Here is a 24,471-nt window from a genome sequence, read left to right as displayed (position 1 = left end):
AAAATATGGCGACCACATTACAACAAGATTTAACCGGCAAAGTGGCATTGGTCACCGGCGCTGCCAGCGGTATCGGACGTGATATCGCTGAGACTTATGCGAAGGCAGGTGCGGCAGTTGGTATTGCTGATATTAATCTTGAAGCCGCTCAGAAAACCGTTGATGCTATTGAAGCGGCAGGCGGACGCGCATTTGCCATTGCCATGGATGTGACTTCAGAGGAGGCGGTAAACGCTGGTGTGCAGCAGCTTGTCGATACCTTTGGTGCTATTGATATTCTCGTCTCCAATGCTGGTATTCAGATCATCGATCCGATCCATAAAATGGCGTTTGAGGATTGGAAAAAAATGCTTGCCATTCATTTGGATGGGGCATTTTTGACCACCAAAGCGGCGATACAGCATATGTATAAAGATGACAAAGGCGGTACCGTCATCTATATGGGCTCAGTACACTCGCACGAAGCCTCACTTTATAAAGCGCCTTACGTCACAGCGAAACATGGGTTACTTGGGCTGTGCCGTGTATTGGCCAAAGAAGGCGCTGAGCATAATGTACGCGCGCATGTGATTTGCCCAGGGTTTGTTAAAACGCCATTGGTCGAAAAGCAAATTCCGCAACAAGCGGCTGAAAAAGGTATCAGTGAAGAATCTGTAGTCAATGATATTATGCTAGTTAATACGGTAGATAAAGAATTCACGACCGTCGATGATATTGCCCAATTGGCATTGTTTTTAGCAGCCTTTCCAAGCAATGTCTTCACAGGTCAGTCTATCGTTGCCAGTCATGGTTGGTTTATGAATTAACTGAGTGGTGAATTAATGGGTTTGCGGGCTGTTTGATTGGTTTAAGAATCATGGGCTTGCTAATAAAAGACCAATCCATTAGCATCTAGTTTTATATTAATTTGAGCCAATTAGATTGGCTCTTTTTTATGAGCGCTTGAATAGCGTTTCGGGTTGCACGGAGTAAGTATAATGAATGATAAGGATTTTGCAAAAACGCTTGCAGTAACAGTAAGCCGTGCTATCGAGCAACAGCAGTTTGAGCAATCAATCAATCAACTTCAAAATTTGCGCCCGATTGATATTGCCGATGTTCTGGCACTCATGGAGCCAAATCTTGCGTGGCAGCTACTTGAGCATCTGCCCAATCGTTCTACCGTGTTCTCCTATTTAGAAACGGATATTCAGGTTGCACTTGCCTATGTATTTCCTCGGGCTGTATTAGCAAAGATAGTAGCGAGATGCCCGCAGATGAGCGTACCGACTTATATAAGCACCTCAATCAGGAGCAGCGGGATGCTTTGTTACCCGCATTGGCACAGGCACAACGTGAAGATATTCGTAAGTTATCTGCCTATGAGGAGCGCACTGCTGGTGCATTGATGACGTCTGATTATGCGACTTTAGCTGCTCATATGACTGTCTCTGAGGCATTGGCAGCACTGCGCCTAGAAGCACCTGATGCCGAAACTATTTATCATGCTTATGTGATTGATGACGAGCGTAAGTTATTAGGCGTTGTCTCTTTACGAGTACTTATTTTAGCGGCTCCTGAGCAGCTGATTAATGACATTATGATGAGCACAGTAGTGTCTTGTAATGTCAATGATGATCAAGAAGACGTTGCGAAAGTCGTGGCTCGCTATGATTTAATTGCGCTGCTATTACCGATGATAGTGGTGCTTTAGTCGGTATTGTTACCCACGATGATGCGATGGATGTGGTGAGTGATGAGGCAACCGATGATTTCCATAAGTCGGGCGGTGTCTCGACCATGGTTGGCAAATTAAAAGACGTCAGCGTTCGAGTGTTATACCGTAAGCGCGTATTCTGGCTAGTGTTTTTGGTATTTGGCAACTTGCTCTCAGGCTTTAGTATTTCCAGTTTTGAAGATGTGATTGCCGCCAATTTGGTATTGGTGTTCTTTTTGCCTTTATTGGTCGACAGTGGCGGTAACGCTGGCTCGCAGTCAGCGACCTTGATGGTGCGAGCTTTGGCGACTGGCGATGTGGTCATGCGTGACTGGTTTTCATTATTGGGTCGAGAGGCGGTGGTTGCGTTGATGCTTGGGGCGACGATGGCGGTGGCTATCTCAATCATCGGTTATGTACGTGGTGATGCAGTGGTGTCGTTAGTGCTGGCACTGAGTATGATGTCGGTGGTGATGATTGGTTGTGTGATTGGTATGAGCTTACCTTTTGTGCTTAATAAACTGGGTTTTGACCCTGCCACTGCCAGTGCGCCTTTGATTACCTCTGTCTGTGATGCCTCGGGTGTACTTATTTATTTGTTTATTGCTTCACAGTTTTTGTCTATCGGTTAATGCTGCTATAAAGCCTAGTCCCACTAGCGTTGTGGTTTTTTTATAGTGGTAATTCAGCTACACTGTCACTATAAAAGGTCTGGCTAACACGTTCACGAGCGGTATTGGTCACGACAGTATTCGCTGAGTTTTTGCCATGCCCACCCACTTGTATAGGCAGTAATAGTCGCTATGTTTAACTTTATGAAGAAAACCTCCACCAAAAAATCAGAAACACCAGAGCAGCGGGCAGAGCGCGATAGTGCCGTGGACAAGGTGCTGCTTGGTTATGAGGTAGGTACTGTCAGTATTGCCACCATGGTAACGGGGCTCGAGCGTGATGGTGACCAGCTCACCTTAGACTTGCGTCTACCCGTAAATAGTAACCCTGAAATCATCCAACAAGAGCTTGGGCAGCTGCTACATCCGCACGGTATCAAAGCGATTCACATGAATGTCCGTCTACCAGCGCCAGCGAAAGGGACAGGATCAAGCTTACCGAAGGCAATGCCCAAGACCACCAATGCAATGGACAGCCAAAGTCAGTCTTCAGTTAATAATAAGACAACTGATGCCGAACCGCCGATTACCAAAGCCGCACCGACACAAGCATCATTGACAGCGCATCCGCGCATTCGTCATATTATCGTGGTGGCGTCAGGTAAAGGCGGTGTTGGTAAATCAACACTACTGTCAATATCGCCTTGGCATTACAAAAGCTCGGCAACCGTGTTGGCGTGCTCGATGCCGATATCTACGGCCCTAGTATGCCAACCATGCTGGGCGTCGATAATGTCAGACCTGAGCTAGAAAATGAGCAGTTCGTTCCTATCAATGCGCATGGCATGGCGATGTTATCGATTGGTAGCTTGCTCGATGGTGACAATACGCCTGTCGCATGGCGTGGACCAAAAGCACTGGTGCATTGATGCAGCTCTATAACCAAACCAATTGGCCGCAGCTAGATTACTTAGTGATTGATATGCCACCAGGTACGGGTGATATCCAGTTGACGCTAGCACAGCGCATTCCCGTAACGGGCGCCGTGATTGTCACGACGCCGCAGCATATTGCCTTACTTGATGCGCAGAAAGGCGTTGAGATGTTTAACAAAACCAATATACCAGTGCTTGGCGTAGTCGAAAACATGGCGCTGCATACATGTAGCAATTGTAATCATACAGAAGCTATCTTTGGCACAGGTGGCGGCGAAAAAATCGCTGAGCAATATCAGGTGCCGCTATTAGGTCAGTTGCCATTGGCGAGCGGTATTCGTGCACAAGTGGATAAAGGTGAGCCAAGTGTCTTAGCCGATGATGAATTTGCACCTTACTATATGAGCATTGCTAAAAATATCGAAGCCAATATTAATAAATTTGCCAAGCCTATCGATGATAAGCGTATTTTTTAATGGTTTTTAATGGCTTCTAGTAATAGTTAAATAGCCTAAGTAAGTAAAGTTTGAAGGGCTTGTATTTTTAAAAAGGGAATATTGTGAGCTTATCGATTTATCAACGTCATTTAGACAATATTCCCAAACAGTATAGGTTACTGAAATTATTCCGCCCACCGATATATGTGATTGAACTCTCAAACAATCAATTGATTGCCGTTTGCTACTATAAAGATGGGAGTAGCAAACGTTATGAAATTCATGCTGATTTTAGCAATCGCCGTCTGCTATTTATAGATTTTTCTACTGCTACACAAGCGATAGTAGACTTACTATATAAATTTCCCAAACACTCTTATGGGGTCAGTGGTATTGCGGTAGTTAATGTGAGCGAAGAGCTATGGGATGGATTAACGCCTGTTGAAACTAGGATGATAATAGAATTGACTCATGTAGCCTCCAGTAAAGCAAGAAGAAGTATTCTATGTACTGAAGTTCGCTATCAAGGACAGTTAATGCTTCTAAAGGAATTTGGCTAAAATAGACAGGGATGGCGAGACTATGAATAAAAGCAATCAATATGGCAGCGAACGAGGCGACCTACAAGCAGTCAATGAATCGAAACCTAAGCTTATCGAAAACGGTCAACCCACTTTTGGTGTTTTCTCTCAAGTCAAAAGCATCAATTATCTGGATTATTACAGTCATCTTATTTCGCAAAAGTCCTTACCCAATTGGCGCAAAGAATTAAAGGCCAATCAATTCTGCTTTATCCAAATTATTCAGCCACCTTATCGAATCTGTCTAGCATTGGCGACGATTAAGCTGGCAACCAGTGCTTTTGTTTATCTTTACGAGGATGAGACGGATGAGTTGGAGGTTTGTGAAGCATTGCAGCCATTGACTCGGCGAACGCAATTAGAAGGCGATTGCTATCAAGGGCAAATGGCATTTACACATAGTAATCTCACATTAACATTGGGTTTTACGCCTTCACAAATCGCAGTAGCATTGGACAGTAAACACATTACGCTTGATGCGACGCTACAGCGGCAAGCAGCGCCATTAGCAGTCTGCACACCAACGGGCAGGCGCGGCTGGACCTTTACTCAAAAAGAACCGTTGTCGGTTATATCTGGTCATTTACTGATTAAAGCCCATTCAAAATTTAACACTGATGCTCAAGCCAAACAAATCCACTTTTCCAAAACGACTATTGCCAATCTCGATTGGACGCTTGGTTATATGCGTCACAAGACCAATTGGTTTTGGAGTTGTATCAATAGTTATTTGCCAAACGGTCGTCATTTTGCCCTAAATCTAGCGATGGGCGTCAATGAGACCGGTGTTAGCGAAAATGCGTGCTGGCTGGATGGGCAGATTTATTATTTACCGCCTGTGATGTTTGTCCGTGATGGTTTGAATTTGCCAGCTAATGGGCAAGATGATACTGCTAAAACCATAGATAATACGCGACAGCCTTGGCGCATCTATCATCAAAATCTAGGCTGGAGCAATGTTGATATTGACTTAACCTTCACGCCGATAACCGTTTATAAAAAGACGGATAACTTTGGTGTGCTTGCCAGTATATTTGAGCAATGGCTTGGCTTCTATAGTGGTGAGATTCGTCTAAAAGATGACGTGATTAAAATCGATAAGATAATGGGCTTAGCAGAAGATCATTTCGCAAAATGGTAGGCGGTTGTCATGTTGATTGTAGATTTATATTAAACGCAGGCAAGCCTATAAATTAAGCGCTCAATTCCGTATAATCGTCGCTATCAAAATACACTTCATATCGTAAATTTTATTTTATAGCTGCTAAGGAACAACAATGTCTATCAAGTCTGACCGCTGGATTCGTAAAATGGCTGAAGAACACGGCATGATTGAGCCGTTTGAAGCGGGTCAAGTACGTTTTAATGATACAGGCGAGCGTTTGGTTAGCTACGGTACGTCAAGCTATGGTTATGATGTACGCTGCGCGCCTGAATTTAAAGTTTTTACCAATGTTCATTCAGTGATTGTAGATCCAAAAAACTTTGATGAAAAAAGCTTTATTGATGTCATCGGTGACGAGTGCATTATTCCACCAAACTCGTTTGCGCTAGCACGCACCATGGAATATTTCCGTATTCCACGCGATGTATTGACGATCTGTCTTGGTAAATCAACGTATGCCCGTTGCGGAATTATCGTCAATGTGACGCCGCTGGAGCCTGAATGGGAAGGGCATGTCACTTTGGAATTTAGCAACACCACCAATCTACCAGCGCGTATTTATGCAGGCGAAGGAGTGGCACAAATGCTATTTTTCCAAAGCGATGCTGATGACGTATGTGAAACCAGCTATAAAGATCGCGGCGGTAAGTATCAAGGTCAACGCGGCGTGACATTGCCAAGAACCTAGTAATCTTATATGCTAACTGAAAGTGCACAATGATAAATCTTTTAGATTAATCACAAAAAGGCTGACCGTATATAATACGACCAGCCTTTTTTATACCGAAAAATTGACTATTTCAACACTTTTAAACCTGCTTTATTATCACGTTTGGCTTTAGGTGTCGCAGTAGGGCTCTTCTGTGAGCTTACTATCGCATCATCTTCAGGTTGATAGTTGTCATATTCATTGGGGTCAAAAAACATCCCTTGCGAGTTTTCTTTCGCATAAATACCTAATACCGACGTCATTGGTACCCAAATCTCTTGTGACACGCCGCCAAAACGCGCACTAAAATGAATATAATCATTTTCCATACTCATATTACCAGTCGCACGGCTGGCAATATTCAATACGATACGACCATCTTGCACGTGTTCCCTTGGAATCTGTACGTTTTCGGCATTGGCATCAACCATCAGGTAAGGCGTTAGTTGATTGTCTTCTATCCACTGATAAAGCGCGCGCACCATATAGGGACGTGTTGGGGTAATAGAGGTGGTTTCGCTCATCTAAGGGTTTCCTATACTGATAATTTAAAGATAATAACTTACAGATATTTTGTTGTTTTCTATTTTAAGACAGCGGTTAAGTATTGTCTAGGGCGTGTCCTGATTTTGAAAATGGTGATAAAAATTGCAGCCAAACAAGGAAAATAGTACTGATAATATCTAAATATAAGCAAGCTATTTGACACAGTTTGACAAAGATTTAGTCATTTTTGACCCATTTAAGGTTTAATGCTCAGATTGAGGATACACCCTAATTAACGCACACTTTTTTGAAAGCTAGTACGCTCAAAGATCCGCTGTTGATAATCAAATAAGGGGCGACTAATCGCGCGTGGCAGCTCAATTCCCATTTCTTCAAGTCGCCACAGCAGTGGTGCTAACAATACATCACACCAGCCAAACTCGTCTGCCATAAAATAAGGTTTATGAGCAAACAGTGGTGACAACGTAATCAAAGAATCGCTTAACTGTTTTTTCGCAATAGCAGCTTGTGCTTTATTAAAGCTATTAGGGTGCATGAGTAGACGCTTACCGAGTACCAGCCAATCATGCTGAATACGCCAGGCCAGCTGGCGAAATTGGGCACGCTCTTGCGGGGTATCCGGCAGTAGCTTGTTTGTATGGTAACGCTCTTCAAGATACTCAAAGATAACGTTGATCTCATACAGTGCGATTTCACGTTGTTGCAGAACAGGTAAGGTGTGATAGGGATTCAGCTCGGTTAAATCTTCAGGCCGTTCGGAGTGCAAGCGTGATAGATAATAGGCAAGCTTTTTTTCCTCAAGCAATAGGCGCACTACATGACTGTCGTAGCCGTCATCAGCGTATAAAATCAGCTGACTACTTGGAATGTCGTTCGCATCAATCATGAAAGCCTAATGTTAATAGTAAAGCCTATCATCGTAAACAAAGTTGCCCTGATTATCAAGGCAAGGTACGTAAACATTGCGGGTGAGCCTTGTTTTAAATAATGGTTCAGTGTTTTATGGTCTTTTAAGAGACAAAAAAAAGCACTACCAGAGTAGTGCCTTTTTTTCGATAAAAATATATTTTTTAATACTTAATTATTTTACATCTTTCCAGAATTCTTTGTTCAATAAGTAAACTGGAATGAGTAATACTAATAAGAATAAAATCACAAAGAAGCCAATCACTTGACGGTCATGACGGTTAGGCTCTGCCATCCACGCCATAAAGTTAACCAAATCACCCACTTCAGATTCAAACTCTTCAGCACTCAGCTCTTCTTGCATATTATGCAAGACATGAGGCATCGCCGCATTGGCAAGTACTAAGTTATTGGCACCCCAAGGACGGCTTGGGTCTTCATAAAACGATAACAGGTAAGTATATACCCAGTCATCGCCACGTAGTCTGGTCTCAAGTGATAAGTCTGGTGGTGCTGCGCCAAACCATGATGCTTGTACTTCAGGATCAATTTCAGCATTGATATGATCACCGATTTGATCGGTGGTGACCATCAAATACTTTTCGACCAACTCAGGTGGTATCTCTAAATCTTTAGCAATGCGCGAGTGACGAACATACTGTGCAGAGTGACAACCAGCACAGTAGTTCATAAAGATTTTCGCACCGTTTTGTAGTGAGCCCTTATTGGTAAAATCAATAGGAGCAGTACTACAAGCTAAGTGTTCTTCAACACCTTCAGCATTGGTGAATGTACCACATCCACCGCCACCAGCTGCCAGTGCAGAACCAGCCGTCAAGGTTAATGCCGCGCCTAAGCCTAGACCCGCTAGGGATTTAATTAGCGTGTTCATCAGTGCCTCCGGTAACGCGTTCTGGTGGCTGTTTACACTTCTCAATAGAGGTATAAATTGGCATCAGTAAGAAAAACAAGAAATACAAGACAGTGAAGATACGAGCCATCAATGTTGCTGTTGGTGTCGTTGGCGTCGCGCCTAAGTAACCCAAAACTAAGAAACTAATCGCAAACACGGTTAAAGCAATTTTAGATAAAATGCCTTTATAACGTATAGAGCGTACAGGCGATCTGTCTAGCCATGGTATCAAGAATAGTACGGCAATCGCACCACCCATCGCAATCACACCACCCAACTTGTCAGGAACCGCACGTAAAATGGCATAGAATGGCGTGTAATACCATACTGGTGCAATGTGTGCTGGTGTTTTCAATGAATTCGCTGTCTCAAAATTTGGTGGCTCAAGGAAGAATCCGCCGCCTTCTGGGAAGAAGAATACCACTGCAAAGAACAAGATAAAGAAGACCACGATACCAATCATATCATGCACTGTGTAGTACGGATGGAATTCAATACCATCTAACGGCACACCATTTTTATCTTTTAGCTTCTTGATATCAATACCATCAGGGTTGTTCGAACCCACATGGTGTAGCGCTACAATATGCATGAATACTAAGCCCACAAGTACGAGCGGGATAGCAACCACATGTAGAGCAAAGAAGCGGTTTAGGGTGATACCTGAGATAATATAATCACCACGTACCCATTCTGCAAGCCCATCACCAATCACAGGTAGAGCAGCAGGAAGGTTCAAGATAACCTGTGCACCCCAAAATGACATGTTGCCCCAAGGAAGTAGGTAACCGAAGAAACCTTCTGCCATCAATGCTAAGTAAATACCCATACCGATGAGCCAAATAAGCTCACGTGGTTTCTGGTATGAACCATATAGCAGTGCTCTGAACATATGCAGATAGACGACCACAAAGAACGCAGATGCGCCAGTTGAGTGCATATAACGGATGAGCCAACCACCTTTGACATCGCGCATGATGTATTCAACAGACGCAAATGCCCCTTCGGCACTTGGGTTGTACATCATGGTTAGCCAAATACCTGTTACCAATTGGTTAACCAATACCACCATTGATAACACGCCAAAAAAGTACCAAAAGTTAAAGTTTTTTGGTGCATAGTACTTTGACATATGGTATTCATAGGTTTCGGTCGCTGGAAAGCGTGCGTCCACCCAATGCATTAACTTTTTACCCATGCTCATATTAAGCCTCCCCAATCGTCAAGATGGTACCATCCATGTTGTAATCTGGGACAGGTAAGTTAAGCGGTGCAGGAACGCCACTATAAACGCGACCCGCCAAGTCATATTTAGACCCGTGGCATGGGCAGAAAAATCCGCCATACCAATCATTACCACCCAAGTCAGCCGCGCCAACATCAGGACGGTAGTTTGGTGCACAACCTAAATGTGTACAGACGCCTTCTACTACCAATACTTCTGGCGAGATAGAGCGTTCTGGATTTTTACAGTATTCAGGTTGTAATGATGCATCAGATTCAGGGTCAGACAGTAAAGGTTTTACTGACGCTAAAGTCGCTAGCATGTCTTCTGTGCGTTTGACCACAAAAATGGGTTTACCGCGATATTTGACAACGATCATCTGTCCTGCTTCGATAGAACCAATATCTTGGGTCACTGCAGCCCCTGCAGCCTCAGCTTTAGCGCTTGGGTACCAAGAACGGACAAAAGGTGTTGCCACAGCAGCTACCCCAGCTGCACCAATCGCGGCAGTCGAGGCAATAAGAACTCTACGGCGTTGTACGTTAACGCCTTCGGCTTGGCTCATTAATACTTCCTCCAGGTGAATGAAATGGGATTATCCCACACTGGGTTTGTGGCTTAGAAAATGTACAATATCAAGCCACTTTGGCTGTGCCTAATTTTGCTAATTGTTGCTATTCTAAGCTATTTCGGTGATAAAATAAATTATTGCGTTAAAAATAAAGCAACCTTGATAGAACATACTCTAAGGTTGAATAGGAGAATTGATGCAAAATAGCTGCATTATCAATGTCTCACATAGATTTTTTGGCAAGGATTATAAGCGTGATGACCTTATAATTAATAAGGATATTTTGCAATAGCGAATGATACTCGAAATTAAGGTAATGTTCACTAACTTTCAGTACCTAACTACTATGTAAGTAGTCGTAAACCAATAATCACCGCTTTATAAGAACAAAACGGTGATTATTTTATTACTTTTTATGTTTTATAAAACATGGCTTTATTCGCTAACGTTAGCTCTCAAGCTCACTCCAACGCTCAAGCTTACTCATCATCTCATCTTCAATCGTCAGTAGGCGCTCACTGGCAGCAGTCGCTGCATTAACGTCAGTGGTGAACCATGAGCCATCTGCTAATTTCTCTTGCAATTGGGCTTGTTCAGCTTCTAATGCAGCGATTTCTTTTGGTAAATTGTCCAGTTCACGCTGTTCATTGAAGTTGAGCTTTTTGGCAGCTTTGTTAGGTTTTGCTGCGGTTGTCTTATTGGTAACTTTACTGGCAGTATTTGCATTATTGGCTGGTGCTCTAGCGCGTGTGCGGCTTGCTCACGGTTTTTTTGTACCAAATACTCTTGATAACCACCGACATACTCTTTGACGATACCTTTGCCGTCTTCATCTTGGTCAAATACCCAAGTAGAAGTAACGACATTGTCCATAAATGAGCGGTCATGGCTGATTAGCAAAATCGTACCGCCAAAGCTGGCGACTGACTCTTCTAGTAGCTCAAGTGTCGCCATATCCAAGTCGTTGGTTGGCTCATCGAGTACCAGAATGTTGGCAGGCTTTAATAGCTGCTTGGCAAGTAGTACGCGGTTACGCTCACCACCTGATAGTGCTTTGACAGGGGTACGCGCGCGCTCTGGGGCAAATAAGAAATCTTGTAGATAGCTCATGATGTGCGTCTTGCGACCGCCCACTTCTACGAAGTCTGAGCCTTCAGAGACGTTTTGCGCCACACTGGCTTCAAGGTCTAACTGATCGCGCAACTGGTCAAAGAAGGCAATTTTTAAGTTAGTGCCTAATTCAACACTACCAGTTTTGGTGACTTCATCATCAGACATATCGAGTAGGGCTTTAATCAGTGTGGTTTTGCCCGCACCGTTGGGTCCGACAATACCGATTTTATCGCCGCGCATGATAGTGGTGGTAAAGTCATCAACCAATACGTTGCCATCATACTCAAGATGTAAGTTTTTAACTTTACAGACAAGTTTACCGCTTTTCTCGCCTTGACCCATCGTAATGTTCACATTACCCACTTGCTCACGGCGATCACTACGTTCTTCACGCAGTGCTTTTAGCTCGCGGACACGGCCTTCATTACGGGTACGACGGGCTTTGATACCTTGGCGAATCCAACTTCTTCTTGTGCCAGTTTTTTATCAAAGTTGGCGTTATTTTTTTCTTCAGCGAGTAACTGTAGCTCTTTGAGCTCTTGATAGCGTGCATAGCCACCTTCGCCTTGAGTAACGTCATAGCTGGTTAATTGACCACGATCTAGCTCAATGATGCGAGTCGATAGTTTATTGACGAATGCTCTATCATGGGTGACAAACAACAATGTTAGACCTTGCCAATCCAATAAAAAGCGCTCTAGCCATTCAATACTATCAACGTCTAAATGGTTGGTTGGTTCATCAAGCAGCAGTACATCAGGTTTGGTGACCAATGAGCGTGCTAGTAGTACACGGCGCTTACGACCACCTGATAATGAAGATAAATCATCATCTGGATCCAGACCCATGGTTTTGATAAGGCGGGTGGCTTCGCGCTCTAAATCCCAACCGTGTACTGCATCGATATCATGCTGCAAATCGGCCATACGCTCACAAGCATCCATGTCGCCATTGGCGCATAAGTCTGTTTGGGCATTGTAGTTGATAAGCAGCTCAGCCGTGCGGCTGCTACCACCCATAACAATGTCTAGGATACGTCCGCTTGTCTCGGGAACGTCTTGTTCTAGCATCGCCACGCGCACGCTGCTATTGATAATGACTTCGCCGCTATCAGGTTGTAAGGTGCCGTTAATTAGCTTAAATAAGGTGGATTTGCCTTCGCCATTACGGCCAATTAAACAGACACGTTCACCTGCTTCAATAGCAAAATCAATGCCATCAAGAACAGGAGCGACGCCAAAAGCAAGGTGGATATCTTTTAAATGTATCAGAGCCATAGAATATCTTAAGCTTATATAATAGTGAGGTAGGGGTTGCTGCAAAATTGCGAGCAGTATAACATGCCATCACGTGACTGTAGTGAGCGTAAATGATTTTATCCGCACTATTTATGGCTTTTATTAACGGCTGCTATTTTATAAAGAGCATCGTCGTCTAATTGCTACTTTTTATCGGTCATCGAGCCATTTTATTAATGAATCCTACCAGTCTTATGTTTATGATAATTCAGAGAAAAACATGAATCAATTTAATCCTCAAGATAAAGCTCAGAACGAAGCTTTAGCTGTGCATGCTGACCTACAAACGCAACAAGTCATTGATTTACAGATGAGTATGGCGCATCTAGAGATGACAGTAGAGCGACTCGATGAGGTGATTGCGCGGCAAGATAAAGATATTCAGACATTACAACGACAGTTGCAGCTGATCTATAAACAAGTGGAAAGTCAGGATCCTGAAGGCGGCATTGCACCTTTTGATGTAATGGCAGAAAGACCCCCTCATTATTAATATCTGCAAAAACTAAATGGTTGAAAATTTATAACTATTATATCCGCATTGTGAGATACAGATACTGTTCAGTCATAATCAGGAAATAATGTGTTTTTGCAGTTGTTTTAATGTTCGAAAATCATTACTATCCTCCACCTCGGATGCTGCTTGCTTATTAAAATTAAGTAAAGTAGTAAAACAATGCGGACGTTTGGAGATACATAATGCGCGCAAATTTTCATTTGAAAACTCTCACAGTAGCTGTCGCTGCTCTTTCTATTGCTAGCGTTGCTAGTGCTGCTGGTCTTGATCGTTCAGGTCAAGATATCACTGCATTCTTACAAGATGGCACCTACGCCGAATCTGTTTATACTTATATCGATGCCGATGTGAGTGGTAAAGACTTGTCAGGCAATAAGCTCAATGATATCGCAGAGTCTTATGATTTTTTCCGTTATGGTGTAAAAGCAGATATTAACGACACGTTTAGCATCGGTATTTTATATGATGAGCCTTTTGGTGCCGCCGCTGATTATAACGGTCAAAACGATTTCGTTACCGACAGTGATCGTGACGCTATCATTCAAGACTTTACAAAAAACCCTAATATTACCGAAGCTTATGTCGATAACGTATTAATACCACAATTGCAAGGGGCGCTTGCTCCAGGTAATCCAGGTGGTTTAACTGCTGAGCAGTTACAAGCCGCTCAAGGTCAGCTTATTGGCTTGGAAGCTGCTAAAGGTCTTGCAGCAGTGGCGGGTGAAGCAACGCAAGTAGAAGTACGTACTGAGAGTATTACTGGTATTCTTGGTGCTAAATTTGGTGCTAACAAAGAGTTTCAAGCTTATGGTGGTCCAGTGGCTCAGCGCGTAAAGGCAGATGTAAAATTGCGCGGTGATGCATACAGTTCAGCCAAGGGTTATACCACTCACATCAGCAATGACCAAGACTATGGCTGGATCGCTGGTATGGCTTATAGCAAGCCTGAAATTGCACTTAAAGCTGCTTTGACGTATCGCTCTGAAATCAAGCACAATGCAAAAGCTTTTGAGACTTTTCCAATTGCTACAGCTGCAGGTGCTACCGCTGGTCTAGCGTTGCCGACTACCAGACATTCTGATATTGAAATCAATACGCCAGAATCAGTCAACTTTGATTTCCAGACGGGTATCAATCCTACCATGCTAGCTACTGCTAAAGTCCGTTGGGTGCCTTGGAGTGATTTTGCTATCGTACCGTCACTATATAATGATGTCAGTAAAGTATCGACAAAAGATGATGAAGGCTTGGCATTAGTTAGTTACGATGAAGATCAATGGCAAGTTGAGCTGGGTCTCGCTAAGCGCATGACGCCAGCATTAGCAGTGACAGGTACTGTCGGTTGGGATAGTGGTGCTGGTAACCCTGTAACCTCGCTAGGTCCTATCGAAGGCTACTACAGTGCTGGTTTGGGTGCCAAGTACAATGTGACTGAAAACTGGGCAGTATCAGCTGGTGGTAAATATCTATGGTTCGGTGATGCTAAAGGCCAAATTCCGACTAAAGCCGTGGTTAGTAACTTTGAAGACAACGATGGTTTTGCACTTGGCGTGAAGCTTTCTTACCAAGCAAACTAATATAAGTTGTAATTTGCTAACTTATAAATCCATAGCCTAGATAATAAAAAGCGATCCTGATTGGGTCGCTTTTTTTTGCTTAAAATAAAGCAATTTCGACTTAGAGAGTTTTTTATTGAATATATTGGGCATTCTCAGAGGCTAAAATTAATGAACTAGAGTTTAATTATTGTATATAAGTATTTATGCCTCGGCTTATAGTAAAACAATTGTTTAGATAATTGCTAATAAGATAAAACGATAACGTTATAAAAGATAAAATAATTTCTTTTAAATATTGTTTTACGATTGAAAAGTCATTACTATCGAAAGCAGGACACCTTTTATGTAAAGCAATCTTGCGATTATTAATGTCGCTTATAGTTTATGTAAATGGTTAAACAACTGGGATGTTTGGAGATAAACAATGCGCGCTACTTTTCACTTAAAAACTCTTGCCGTAGCTATTGCTACTATTTCTGTAGCCACTATGACCAATGCTGCAGGTCTTGATCGTTCAGGTCAAGATGTCACAGCCTTCCTCCAAGATGGCACCTATGCTGAAGCTGTTTACACCTATATCGATGCTGACGTTAGTGGTTATGATAGTGCCAATAACGTTCCTAGCAACAATACCTATGTTAGAGGTGATAAGACTGGCGATATCGCTGAGTATTATGACTTTTTTCGTTATGGTGTAAAAACAGATATCAATGAAACCTTTAGTGTTGGTATCTTATATGATGAGCCCTTTGGCGCAGCAGCGCAATATACTGGCGACAACAATTTTGTGTCGAAAGGCGATCTTGATGCTTCTGTCGCTGCCATTACTAACAATCAAGCTCCCACTTATGCCGCAGCTTTGGCTGGAATAGGTGCGCTCACGCCAGGAGAAACGGCTGGAGTCTTGACAGATGAACAGCAAGCGCAGTTAGATGGTTTGCGTGGAGCAGTAGGTATCGCAAATGCTGAAGCAGCTAATGCAGGGGAAGGTACTAATGTTGAAGTACGTAGTAACAGCCTGACAGCTATTCTTGGGGCAAAATTTGGTGCCAATAAAGAGTTTCAAGTATACGGTGGTCCAGTTGCTCAGCGTATTGAGTCTGAAGTGAAATTACGAGGTTTGGCTTATGGTCCTGCTACTGGCTATACCTCACGTAACAGCCCTGATATGGACTATGGTTATATAGCTGGTATTGCCTATAGCAAACCTGAAATTGCCTTAAAAGCAGCGCTGACCTATCGCTCTGAAATCGACCACAACATGAAGATTGCTGAAAACTACCCGATTGCAGGTGCTTTAGCTGGTGATCCAGCTGCAGCCAATCGTACCAGTAATATGGAAATTACTACTCCTAAATCCGTAAACTTTGATTTTCAAACGGGTATTAACCCTACAACGTTAGCAACTGCAAAAGTGCGCTGGGTACCTTGGGGTGACTTTAAGATTACGCCACCATTATATAATGAAGTTAGTAAAAGATCTTATGGACCTGATGGTTTGAACTTGGTTGAGTACGAAGAGGATCAATGGCAAGTTGAGCTTGGTCTTGCCAAACGTGTTGCACCAGCACTTGCAATTAGTGGTACCGTTGGTTGGGATAGTGGTGCTGGCAACCCTGTCACTTCGTTAGGTCCTATCGAAGGTTATTACAGCGCTGGTTTGGGTGCAAAGTATAACGTGACAGAAAACTGGGCAGTATCAGCGGGTGGCAAATACTTATGGTTCGGCGATGCCAAGGTGTGTTGCCAAGTGGTAAGATTGTTGGTGATTTTCAGGATAATGATGGATACATATTTGGTGTGAAATTGTCCTATCAAGATGTTAAATAGTGAGAAAATATTGCATATTAAGTGAACACTTGTTTTAATAAAATTGTATTCAGTACGATTGAAAAAGAGCAGCCCTTTGAGGCTGCTTTTTTTTAATTTTGTTTTTTATCAAAAAATACTACTGTTAATCAATGCTTTATATAGATTTCGAGAACTAAACGCAAGTTCTTTTAATGACTGATCATAAAAAATAATGGTTTACATAGTCCAAATCATTATAATTTTTATAATAAATTAGTTAACATAAATCTATCTTCACAAAAAATTAAAAAGGGTGTTGCTATAGTGCTGAACTTTAATTATGATACTGAAATCAGTTACGTTATCTTACATAGTAGTAATGTCTGATAACAACGAAAGTGTAATCGTGTAAGCGATAGTTACATTCAATCGTTAAGTATAAAAGTCGTTTGGCAAAGGATTGCTCAGCATAAGCTTTAGTGACTAGTCGTTATATAGCAACTAAGCTACTTGCCAGTTATTTTATTCATGGAGGATATCTAAGTGTCTCATCAGTTCCCTATCTCTAAACTCACTCTCGCTCTTATTACCTTATCGGCTGCATCGTTGACGCAGGCGGCTGGTCTTGATCGTTCAGGTCAAGATATTAAGGGCTTTTTTAACTCTGGCACTTATGCCGAAATTGATTACGCTTATATTGATAGTGATGTTTCTGGTAACGATAATGCAGGTGCTATTCGTACCTCTCCCACTACAGAAATACGAAATGGCATAACGTCAGATGAAGCTTCATATGAGAAAGGTGCGCTACTGGTAATATTACTGGTGATACCTATTCTTTTATGCGCTACGGTGTAAAAACGGATATCAATGACAACGTTAGTATCGGTGTGTTTTATGATGAACCTTGGGGTGCAGAAGTAGAATATACTGGAAATAGCACTTTTGTATCTCAAGCAGGAAAAGATACCATAGCGGACTCATCTTCAGGTATTTCAGTGCCAAATGAAGTTATCAATCCTTCAGTACTAGATCCTGACTACGATAAAAATACTAATGTTCGCGTCCATACCGAGACATGGACAGGCTTGGTTGGTTTTAAATCTAATGGCTTCCAAGTATATGGTGGTCCAGTATTGCAAAAAGCGGAAGCGGAAGTACACTTGCGTGGTCAGGCGTATGGACCATTGACTGGCTATGATGCGAATGTAAATAACGATACTGCTTATGGTTGGGCAGCTGGTCTTGCTTATAGTAAACCTGAGATTGCATTAAAGGCCGCACTAACGTATCGCTCTGAAATCGAGCATGAGACACCAATAGGTGAAAGAGTGCCACTATTAGGGTCACCTCTAAAAGGCGTAGTACTAGATAAGCTTGGAATTGATCCAAATTCTGATCTTGGAAAATCGATTGGTGAGTATGCTACGACTGATGCTACTGTCACTACGCCAGAATCTGTCAATTTAAATATTGAAACTGGATTAAGTCAAAAGTATCAGTTATTAGGTACTTTAGATGTACGTTGGGTGCCGTGGAGTGATTTTTCTATTGTGCCGCCACTTTACAATGCCTATTCAAAAGCAGCTGTTCCAGAGGGACTACCTCTACTATCTTATGATAAAGACCAATGGAAAGTGGATGTTGGCTTAGCTAAACGTTTTAATGAGAAGCTGGCTGGCTCAGTGGTCGTTGGTTATGACTCTGGTGCAGGTGACCCTATAAGCTCACTTGGTACTATTGATGGATATTACAGTCTTGGTGGTGGTGTTAAGTACAACGTGACACCTGAATGGGCAGTTTCAGTGGGCGGAAAATATTTAAAATTTGGCGATGCCACAGGACAGCTACCTAACGGTAGTATCGTTAGCAAGTTTCAAGATAACGATGGCTACATCGCTGGTGTAAAACTCTCTTATCAGAGCCAGTAATTTAGCACCAAACTATTATGGCTTAAACGATAAAGACTAGAAAAACTTACTTAACCAATAGGTTAGGTAAGTCCTGTAAAAAACAATTATTTTGTACGCTAAGTTTGGTTATCTATATACATTGCTCAAACACTGATGTAGCAATGTGTGGATAAAGGAATATCTATCAATCATCCATGGAGGAAGAAGAATGTCACCTAACCGTCATTCAATATCAGCTGTACCTACAGCCAAGAAACTAAAAACCCCCTTAAAAGCCAGTGTTGTCATACTAACTTCTGTCATCTTGTCCGCATGCGGAAGCAGTGGAAGCGATTCATATACCTTAAATGATATTTTTGATGGTAGTAGCCCAGTAATCACACCGACTCCAACGCCAACACCAACACCAACGCCAACACCAACACCAACACCAACACCAACACCAACACCAACACCAACACCAACGCCAACGCCAACGCCTGAAGACACAAGAACTGGCGTTCAGTCACTAAATATCAACGCAGGCTCACTCGGTGTATTTAACACAACTACCCGAGACTTCACCATTAATGAAGATGGCTCTACTGTCGATGCAAGAGCAGATATTGCTTCACAAAATCCAGCCACACCAGACCAACCTGGTTTACTACCGAAAGTTGCTATTAACACATCAGGCTCAAATGACACCGAGCTTCAAAATGGTTTTAAAGCTCATAAAGACAGTACCGATATAGTTGTTGCTGCTCTTGGTCAAACGCTACCGTTAGACTATACCTCAACGTATAAAGACTTTGGCGATGACCTGCGCATCGGTCATATCGATGGTAAAGCAGAAGTCGTTGCTTTAGGTTCAACATTACCCGTAAATGGCGTTATCGTCACAGGCAATGCGACCACAGCTGAAAACATGCCAATGGATGGTACGGTCAACTACACTGGAGACGCAACTTATCGTGAGCTTGGTCTAGACAAAGCTATTGAATATGGCACCTCAGCATTCACCGCAGACTTTGTTGCTAAGAACGTCAAAGGCGCTCTCACTTTTAGTGATAAAAACATTGGTTTATCCGCTGATATCACAGGCAATGAGTTCTCAGGCACAGCAGCAGCTAATAACGGTTATAAGACCGAAGGTGGTTTTTTCGGTGGTGATGCCCAATACCTAGGCGGTGTTTACGAAGGTAACGGTGCTCAAGGTACATATGGGGCAGAAAAAGATAAGGTTGTAACGCCGACTCCAACGCCGACTCCGACTCCGACTCCGACTCCAACGCCGACTCCAACGCCGACTCCAACGCCGACTCCGACTCCAACTCCAACGCCAACGCCAACGCCAACGCCAACTCCAACTCCAACTCCAACGCCAACTCCAACGCCAACTCCAACTCCAACGCCTATTAATCCAGATGCTAAAGTGGATACTGAGTTTACTGGCTTCCAAAGCAATACGTTAAGTAGTAAAAAAGGTAACTTTACAGCTGACGCCATTGGTTATGCAGAAATACGTGATGACAAGTCTGACTTTAAAGAAACGGTAGATGTAGACGGTTCTAAGGTGACAGTAGATAATCGTGCTGGAAATAATTTCACTGGTTATGATAAATTCATAGCTCGTGCTGACATGACCAAACCTGACTCTGTGAAAGAGCAAGTTTTAATCAATATAAGTGGAGACGCAGACACAGATTACGGTAATGGATTTAAGTTGCATACTGAGTCTACTAAAGTTCAAGGTCCTGTAGCATTAGACCTCAATTACTCATCTGTTTATAAGAACTTTGATTCGCAAATGCAGATCGGTCATGTTTATGGTGATCCTAGAACTGACCTATTTGGTTTAGGTGACCTAGCTCGTGTTTCTACTGTTTACGTACAGGGTAACGGTACCAATCTTGACGACATGCAGTACATGAAAGACTTAGCACAATACAATATCGATAATAATATCAATGACGGTATGGTGGCTTATGGCGGTGTTGCTACCTACATGGAAAATCTACATCTAAAAGATGGTGTTCGTGGTGGACCAGTAGTTGATGGTACTTCAGCATTTGACGTAGACTTTGTTGGTGGTAAAGTTGCAGGTACGCTGTCTTTTGCAGCAGGTGATTATAGTTACATGCCTACTGGTAACAAGATTGATATCAATGCAGATATTACAGGAAATACTTTCGCTGGTAATAAGAATGGTATCGATACAGCAGGTGGTTTCTACGGTGAGGATGCTAACTTCTTAGGTGGCGTTTATCAAGAGGCTCTAACTCAAGGGGGTAAAGGTGCTCAGCCAGGTGAAGGTACTACTTTCCAAGGTACTTTTGGTGCTGAGAAGCAGCCTAATTCCAAATAAAGATCATATAAATTCTTAATTCAGACATAAAAAAAGTACCTTAGGGTGCTTTTTTTTATGTCTGAATCTATATACCTGATATTGTGACTGTGAAGATGAGCAGAGGGTTCTTCTAAAATGATAAGAATTTTATTGATTAACTAATGTTTGTCTATATAGTCAGATTTTAGTTATATTATATAAATAATAATAATAAAATTTAAGGATATTATTTTTGAAGTAGTTGTTTTTAATAATCAATATAACTTTTTAATGTATTTATTGGCTGATATTCTATTTTTATCTATTTTAACAAATTAGCGCTATCTGTCGCTGGTATCAACCTTTTTAAGATGAAATAAATTTTTAGTGCTATTTATAGTTAAAATGATGATTTTATTAAAGATTAAGTGTGGTTTTTTAGGGTTTTACTTAAAGATAAGTCATTTTGTTTTTTCTAAAATATGACTTTATCGTTATATGTTATATTAAAATTTTGTTGTTTATGTAATACGATTTATATCATTTAAAATATTTATTAAATTTATTTAGTAACTAAAAGTTACTGACATTAATATTTGAATAATATTAATTGACTTTTCATATTACATTTGTTTATCTATTCAAGGCACTGAATATATGTTGTGTCTAAGTTAGTAAATAATGGAATATTACCAGTTCTTCATGGAGGAAGACGAATGTCATTTAATCATCATTCAATACCAGCGATATCTGCCGTAAAAAAACTACAGACACCGGTCAAAGCCAGCGTGGTTATTTTAACCACTGTCATTTTAGCTTCGTGTTCAACGAGCGGTAGTGATAGCACGGTTACGCCTAAGTCGTCACCTGTAATAGGATCAGAAAGTGGCGAAAATATTGATAGTGGAGGCAATGTCAGCAATGCTGACGCAGTAAAGGCAATCAAAGCTGCAGAAGCAAAAACTAAAGCTGCACAAGAAGCGCTCAAGGTTGCAGAAGCAAAAACCAAAGCTGCGCAAGATGCTCTTAAAGCAGCCCAAGAGAGTTTTGGAAAAGAGTCAGAGAAGGTAATGGCGGCATCTAAAACAGCGATAGATGCTGCAAAAGATGAAGCTGCAAAGGCCAAGCTCGCTGCAGAAGCCGCTCGAGTAGAGGCGGTAACAAAAATTGAAGCGGCTGCAAAAGCTTCTAAAACGGAAATAACAGCCGCTAAAAAATCCGCCGCCGATGCAGTTGCCAAAGTGAAAGCGGCTGAAGAAAAGGCTAAAGCCGCAGATAATCGTGCAACCGTAGCAGAGGCCAAGGCTAAAGAGATTGAGACATCTTTGAAAGCTGCAGAAGAAGCCAAAACTCAAGCAGAAAAACAAGCCACAGCTGCCAAAATCCAAGCTGCGCTTGAGAAACAAAAAGCAGATAAAGCCCAAGGCGAAGCAGACAAAGCTAAAGCTGATTTATTGAAAGCAACAGATGATCTAGCAGCTGCAGAGAAAGCTTTAGCCGCCGCACTTGCCTCAGGTGGCAACACCGAAGCTTTACAAGCAGAAGTTGACCGTCGCCAAGTCGCTCTTGACGCCGCTAATGCCCAAGCCGCTGCAGCTCAGCAAGCTCAAGCCGCTGCCTCTGCTCAAGCTTCCGCCCAAGTAACTGCGGCTCAAGCTGCCGCCCAAGCGGCTAAAGATGCCTTAGCTGCCGCCATCATTAAGAATGCCCCTGAAGCAGAGAAATCTGGCGTGCAGTCGCTGAATATCAACGCTGGATCATTGGGTGTATTTAATACCACCACCCGCGACTTTGACATCAGCGCAGATGGTTCCACAGTAGATGCTAGAGCTGACATCGCTTCACAAGATCCCTCCACGCCAGATCAACCTGGTCTACTACCTAAAGTCGCTATCGTAACATCAGGGGCCAACGATACTGAAACTCAGAGCGGGTTTAAAACCTATGAAGGCGATACTGAAATTATCGTCGCAGCAATTGGTCAAACCTTACCACTTAACTACACCTCAACTTATAAAGACTTTGGCGATGACATGCGCATCGGTCATATCGATGGTGCCGCTGAAGTAGCATTGTTAGGCTCAACCCTACCTGTGAATGGCGTTGTCGTTACTGGTAATGCTACTCAAGCTGCCAATATACCAACCGAAGGTAAAGTAGGTTATACAGGTGATGCTACTTATCGTGAACTTGGTTTAGGTAATGATATCGAATTTGGCAAATCAGTATTCACCGCAGACTTTGTGGCTAAAAACGTAAAAGGGGATCTCACATTTAATAAAGCCGGTAAAATTGGTTTAACCGCCAGCATTAATGGCAACCAATTCTCAGGGACTGCTGCTAACAATGCAGGCTATACAACCGAAGGTGGATTCTTTGGTGGTGATGCCCAGTACCTAGGCGGTGTTTACGCTGGCAATAATGCCCAAGGAACTTATGGCGCGACCAGCGATAAACAAACCGCTGCTGAGCAGTCTGCCAAAAACGCTCAAGCAGCCGCAGCTGCTGCTAATGCTGCCATCGCTAATGCTCAGGCACAGGCAAATGCTGCTAAAGCTGCTGCTGATAAAGCCAAAGCTGATGCTGTTAAAGCGCAAGAAGCCTTACAAAGAGCAGAAGACGCTCTAGCCAATGCTGGTAATGGTGAAAAGCAATTAGCTGCTGCCCTAGAACGTGCATCCGCAGCAGAAATGGCTGAAGCCGCTGCATTACAAGCCTTGTCGACGGCAGAAGCTGCCAGAAAAGCTGCGGAGACTGCAAAAGACGCCGCATTACAAGCTGCACAAGCAGCACAAAATGCTGCAGACAAAGCGATTGGTGAGGCCAAAGTGGAAGCGGATAAAAAAGTCGCAGAAGCCAATCAGCAAGCCGCAGATGCGACAGCACAAGCTGCTGCTGCTCAAACGCGCGCTGATGAAGCTTTACAAGCGAAAGCAGATGCAGAAGCTAGAGCAAAAGCTGCAGAAGAGGCTCTTGAAGCATCGCAGCAGTTACCACCAGCACCAACCAATCCACAGTCTCCAGTGAATGCAACAATAAGTGGTTTCCAAAATACGATCTCAGGTAGTGACAATAGCGCTATCAATACCAATACTTCTGCTAACTACGATACGCTCAACGTTAATTTATTAGAAACTGGGTCTGGACGTTTTGATAAAAATACTACTACTAACTTTAAGTTACGAGATGCAGGTGATGAGGACTACGAAGCAGGATTTAAAAAGAGTGCTTTATATTCATTGCCAGCAGGATATTTGAACAGACGTTTCAAATATACGTCTGTTTATAAAAACTACAATGATCAGATGCAAATCGGTCATTTATACGGTGATCTCAAAACGACAAACAATGGAATTCGATTAGACACCTTATCTAATGTCTACGTACAAGGTAACAGTACAAGCACTGACGATATGCAGTACATGAAAGGCTTGTCACAATACAATATTGATAATGGTATTAATGATGGCAAAGTAGCTTATAAAGGTGATGCCACTTATATTGGTAATAGTGAGCAAGAAATCATTGGTGTTAATCCGATTATAGGTACCTCTGAGTTTGATGTGACTTTGTCGACAGTCAAATAGATGGTACGTTATCATTTGAAGGTTCTAATGTCAGTGAGAAGAAAATCAAAGCCGAGATTATTGGAAATACCTTTGCTGGTAATTGGAATGGGGTTGATACTAAAGGGGGTTTCTTTGGTGAAGATGCAG

General features: G+C 42.5%; 16 protein-coding genes and 4 pseudogenes. 14 read left to right on the top strand and 6 right to left on the bottom strand.

Going from position 1 to position 24,471, the window contains the following annotated elements; genetic code table 11:
• Nucleotides 1-5 precede the first annotated feature (5 nt).
• From TT12_RS12075 to dcd, 6 genes and pseudogenes are all read left to right on the top strand, one after another.
• Nucleotides 6-806, top strand: coding sequence for a 3-hydroxybutyrate dehydrogenase (locus TT12_RS12075; protein WP_045455205.1), 801 nt, complete (start codon nt 6-8; stop codon nt 804-806).
• Nucleotides 807-977: 171 nt separating this feature from the next.
• Nucleotides 978-2,328: pseudogene (gene mgtE, locus TT12_RS12070) on the top strand (magnesium transporter).
• A gap of 171 nt (nt 2,329-2,499) precedes the next feature.
• Nucleotides 2,500-3,718: pseudogene (gene apbC, locus TT12_RS12065) on the top strand (iron-sulfur cluster carrier protein ApbC).
• A gap of 83 nt (nt 3,719-3,801) precedes the next feature.
• A complete protein-coding gene (locus TT12_RS12060; protein ID WP_045455202.1) occupies nt 3,802-4,239 on the top strand; it encodes a hypothetical protein in 438 nt (145 codons plus the stop codon).
• 22 nt (nt 4,240-4,261) lie between these two features.
• Nucleotides 4,262-5,401 carry a DUF2804 domain-containing protein gene (locus tag TT12_RS12055; RefSeq protein ID WP_045455200.1) on the top strand — a complete coding sequence of 380 codons (1,140 nt, stop codon included), beginning with the start codon at nt 4,262-4,264 and terminating at the stop codon, nt 5,399-5,401.
• Between the two features lie 136 nt (nt 5,402-5,537).
• Nucleotides 5,538-6,113: a dCTP deaminase gene (dcd, locus tag TT12_RS12050; protein WP_045455197.1), complete on the top strand. Its 576-nt coding sequence runs from the start codon at nt 5,538-5,540 to the stop codon at nt 6,111-6,113.
• 107 nt (nt 6,114-6,220) lie between these two features.
• Here the strand turns inward: dcd and TT12_RS12045 are convergent, their stop codons facing one another.
• From TT12_RS12045 to TT12_RS12020, 6 genes and pseudogenes are all read right to left on the bottom strand, one after another.
• Nucleotides 6,221-6,658 (bottom strand): ClpXP protease specificity-enhancing factor, encoded by a 438-nt coding sequence (locus TT12_RS12045; RefSeq protein ID WP_045455194.1) that lies wholly within the window; start codon nt 6,656-6,658, stop codon nt 6,221-6,223.
• A 254-nt stretch (nt 6,659-6,912) separates the two neighbouring features.
• Nucleotides 6,913-7,527, bottom strand: a complete 615-nt coding sequence (locus tag TT12_RS12040; RefSeq protein ID WP_045455191.1) for a glutathione S-transferase N-terminal domain-containing protein — start codon at nt 7,525-7,527, stop codon at nt 6,913-6,915.
• Between the two features lie 195 nt (nt 7,528-7,722).
• The gene (locus TT12_RS12035) at nt 7,723-8,439 is read right to left on the bottom strand and encodes a cytochrome c1 (protein ID WP_045455189.1); all 717 of its coding nucleotides are present in this window, start codon (nt 8,437-8,439) and stop codon (nt 7,723-7,725) included.
• The gene (locus TT12_RS12030) at nt 8,423-9,643 is read right to left on the bottom strand and encodes a cytochrome b (protein WP_207804072.1); all 1,221 of its coding nucleotides are present in this window, start codon (nt 9,641-9,643) and stop codon (nt 8,423-8,425) included. The genes TT12_RS12035 and TT12_RS12030 overlap by 17 nt, the downstream gene beginning before the upstream one ends.
• A gap of 22 nt (nt 9,644-9,665) precedes the next feature.
• On the bottom strand, nt 9,666-10,250 hold the full coding sequence (gene petA, locus TT12_RS12025; RefSeq protein ID WP_045446807.1) for a ubiquinol-cytochrome c reductase iron-sulfur subunit: 585 nt from the start codon (nt 10,248-10,250) through the stop codon (nt 9,666-9,668).
• 454 nt (nt 10,251-10,704) lie between these two features.
• Nucleotides 10,705-12,646, bottom strand: a pseudogene (locus TT12_RS12020) (ATP-binding cassette domain-containing protein).
• Nucleotides 12,647-12,887: 241 nt separating this feature from the next.
• Here TT12_RS12020 and TT12_RS12015 point away from each other — a divergent pair.
• The 8 genes and pseudogenes from TT12_RS12015 to TT12_RS19140 form a co-directional block, all read left to right on the top strand.
• The gene (locus TT12_RS12015) at nt 12,888-13,160 is read left to right on the top strand and encodes a SlyX family protein (RefSeq protein ID WP_045455183.1); all 273 of its coding nucleotides are present in this window, start codon (nt 12,888-12,890) and stop codon (nt 13,158-13,160) included.
• Nucleotides 13,161-13,366: 206 nt separating this feature from the next.
• The gene (locus TT12_RS12010) at nt 13,367-14,761 is read left to right on the top strand and encodes an outer membrane protein transport protein (protein WP_045455179.1); all 1,395 of its coding nucleotides are present in this window, start codon (nt 13,367-13,369) and stop codon (nt 14,759-14,761) included.
• A gap of 406 nt (nt 14,762-15,167) precedes the next feature.
• Nucleotides 15,168-16,547 (top strand): hypothetical protein, encoded by a 1,380-nt coding sequence (locus TT12_RS12005; RefSeq protein WP_502685185.1) that lies wholly within the window; start codon nt 15,168-15,170, stop codon nt 16,545-16,547.
• A gap of 530 nt (nt 16,548-17,077) precedes the next feature.
• Nucleotides 17,078-17,392, top strand: coding sequence for a hypothetical protein (locus tag TT12_RS18905; RefSeq protein ID WP_306304349.1), 315 nt, complete (start codon nt 17,078-17,080; stop codon nt 17,390-17,392).
• Complete coding sequence (locus TT12_RS12000) at nt 17,377-18,465, top strand: outer membrane protein transport protein (protein WP_306304348.1); 1,089 nt, start codon at nt 17,377-17,379, stop codon at nt 18,463-18,465. Before TT12_RS18905 ends, TT12_RS12000 begins: the two co-directional genes overlap by 16 nt.
• Before the next feature lie 190 nt (nt 18,466-18,655).
• Entirely contained in the window at nt 18,656-20,794 is a 2,139-nt protein-coding gene (locus tag TT12_RS11995; protein WP_045455176.1) for a transferrin-binding protein-like solute binding protein, read from the top strand.
• Between the two features lie 677 nt (nt 20,795-21,471).
• A complete protein-coding gene (locus TT12_RS15680) occupies nt 21,472-24,342 on the top strand; it encodes a HupA family protein (RefSeq protein ID WP_207804068.1) in 2,871 nt (956 codons plus the stop codon).
• Nucleotides 24,339-24,464 (top strand): annotated as a pseudogene (locus TT12_RS19140) (hypothetical protein); the annotation flags it as partial. The gene TT12_RS15680 and the pseudogene TT12_RS19140, both read left to right, overlap by 4 nt.
• Between the last annotated feature and the right edge of the window lie 7 nt (nt 24,465-24,471).

This window comes from Psychrobacter sp. JCM 18903, from assembly GCF_000586475.1.
GTDB lineage: Bacteria > Pseudomonadota > Gammaproteobacteria > Pseudomonadales > Moraxellaceae > Psychrobacter.
This window is presented reverse-complemented; position numbering and strand designations above follow the sequence as displayed.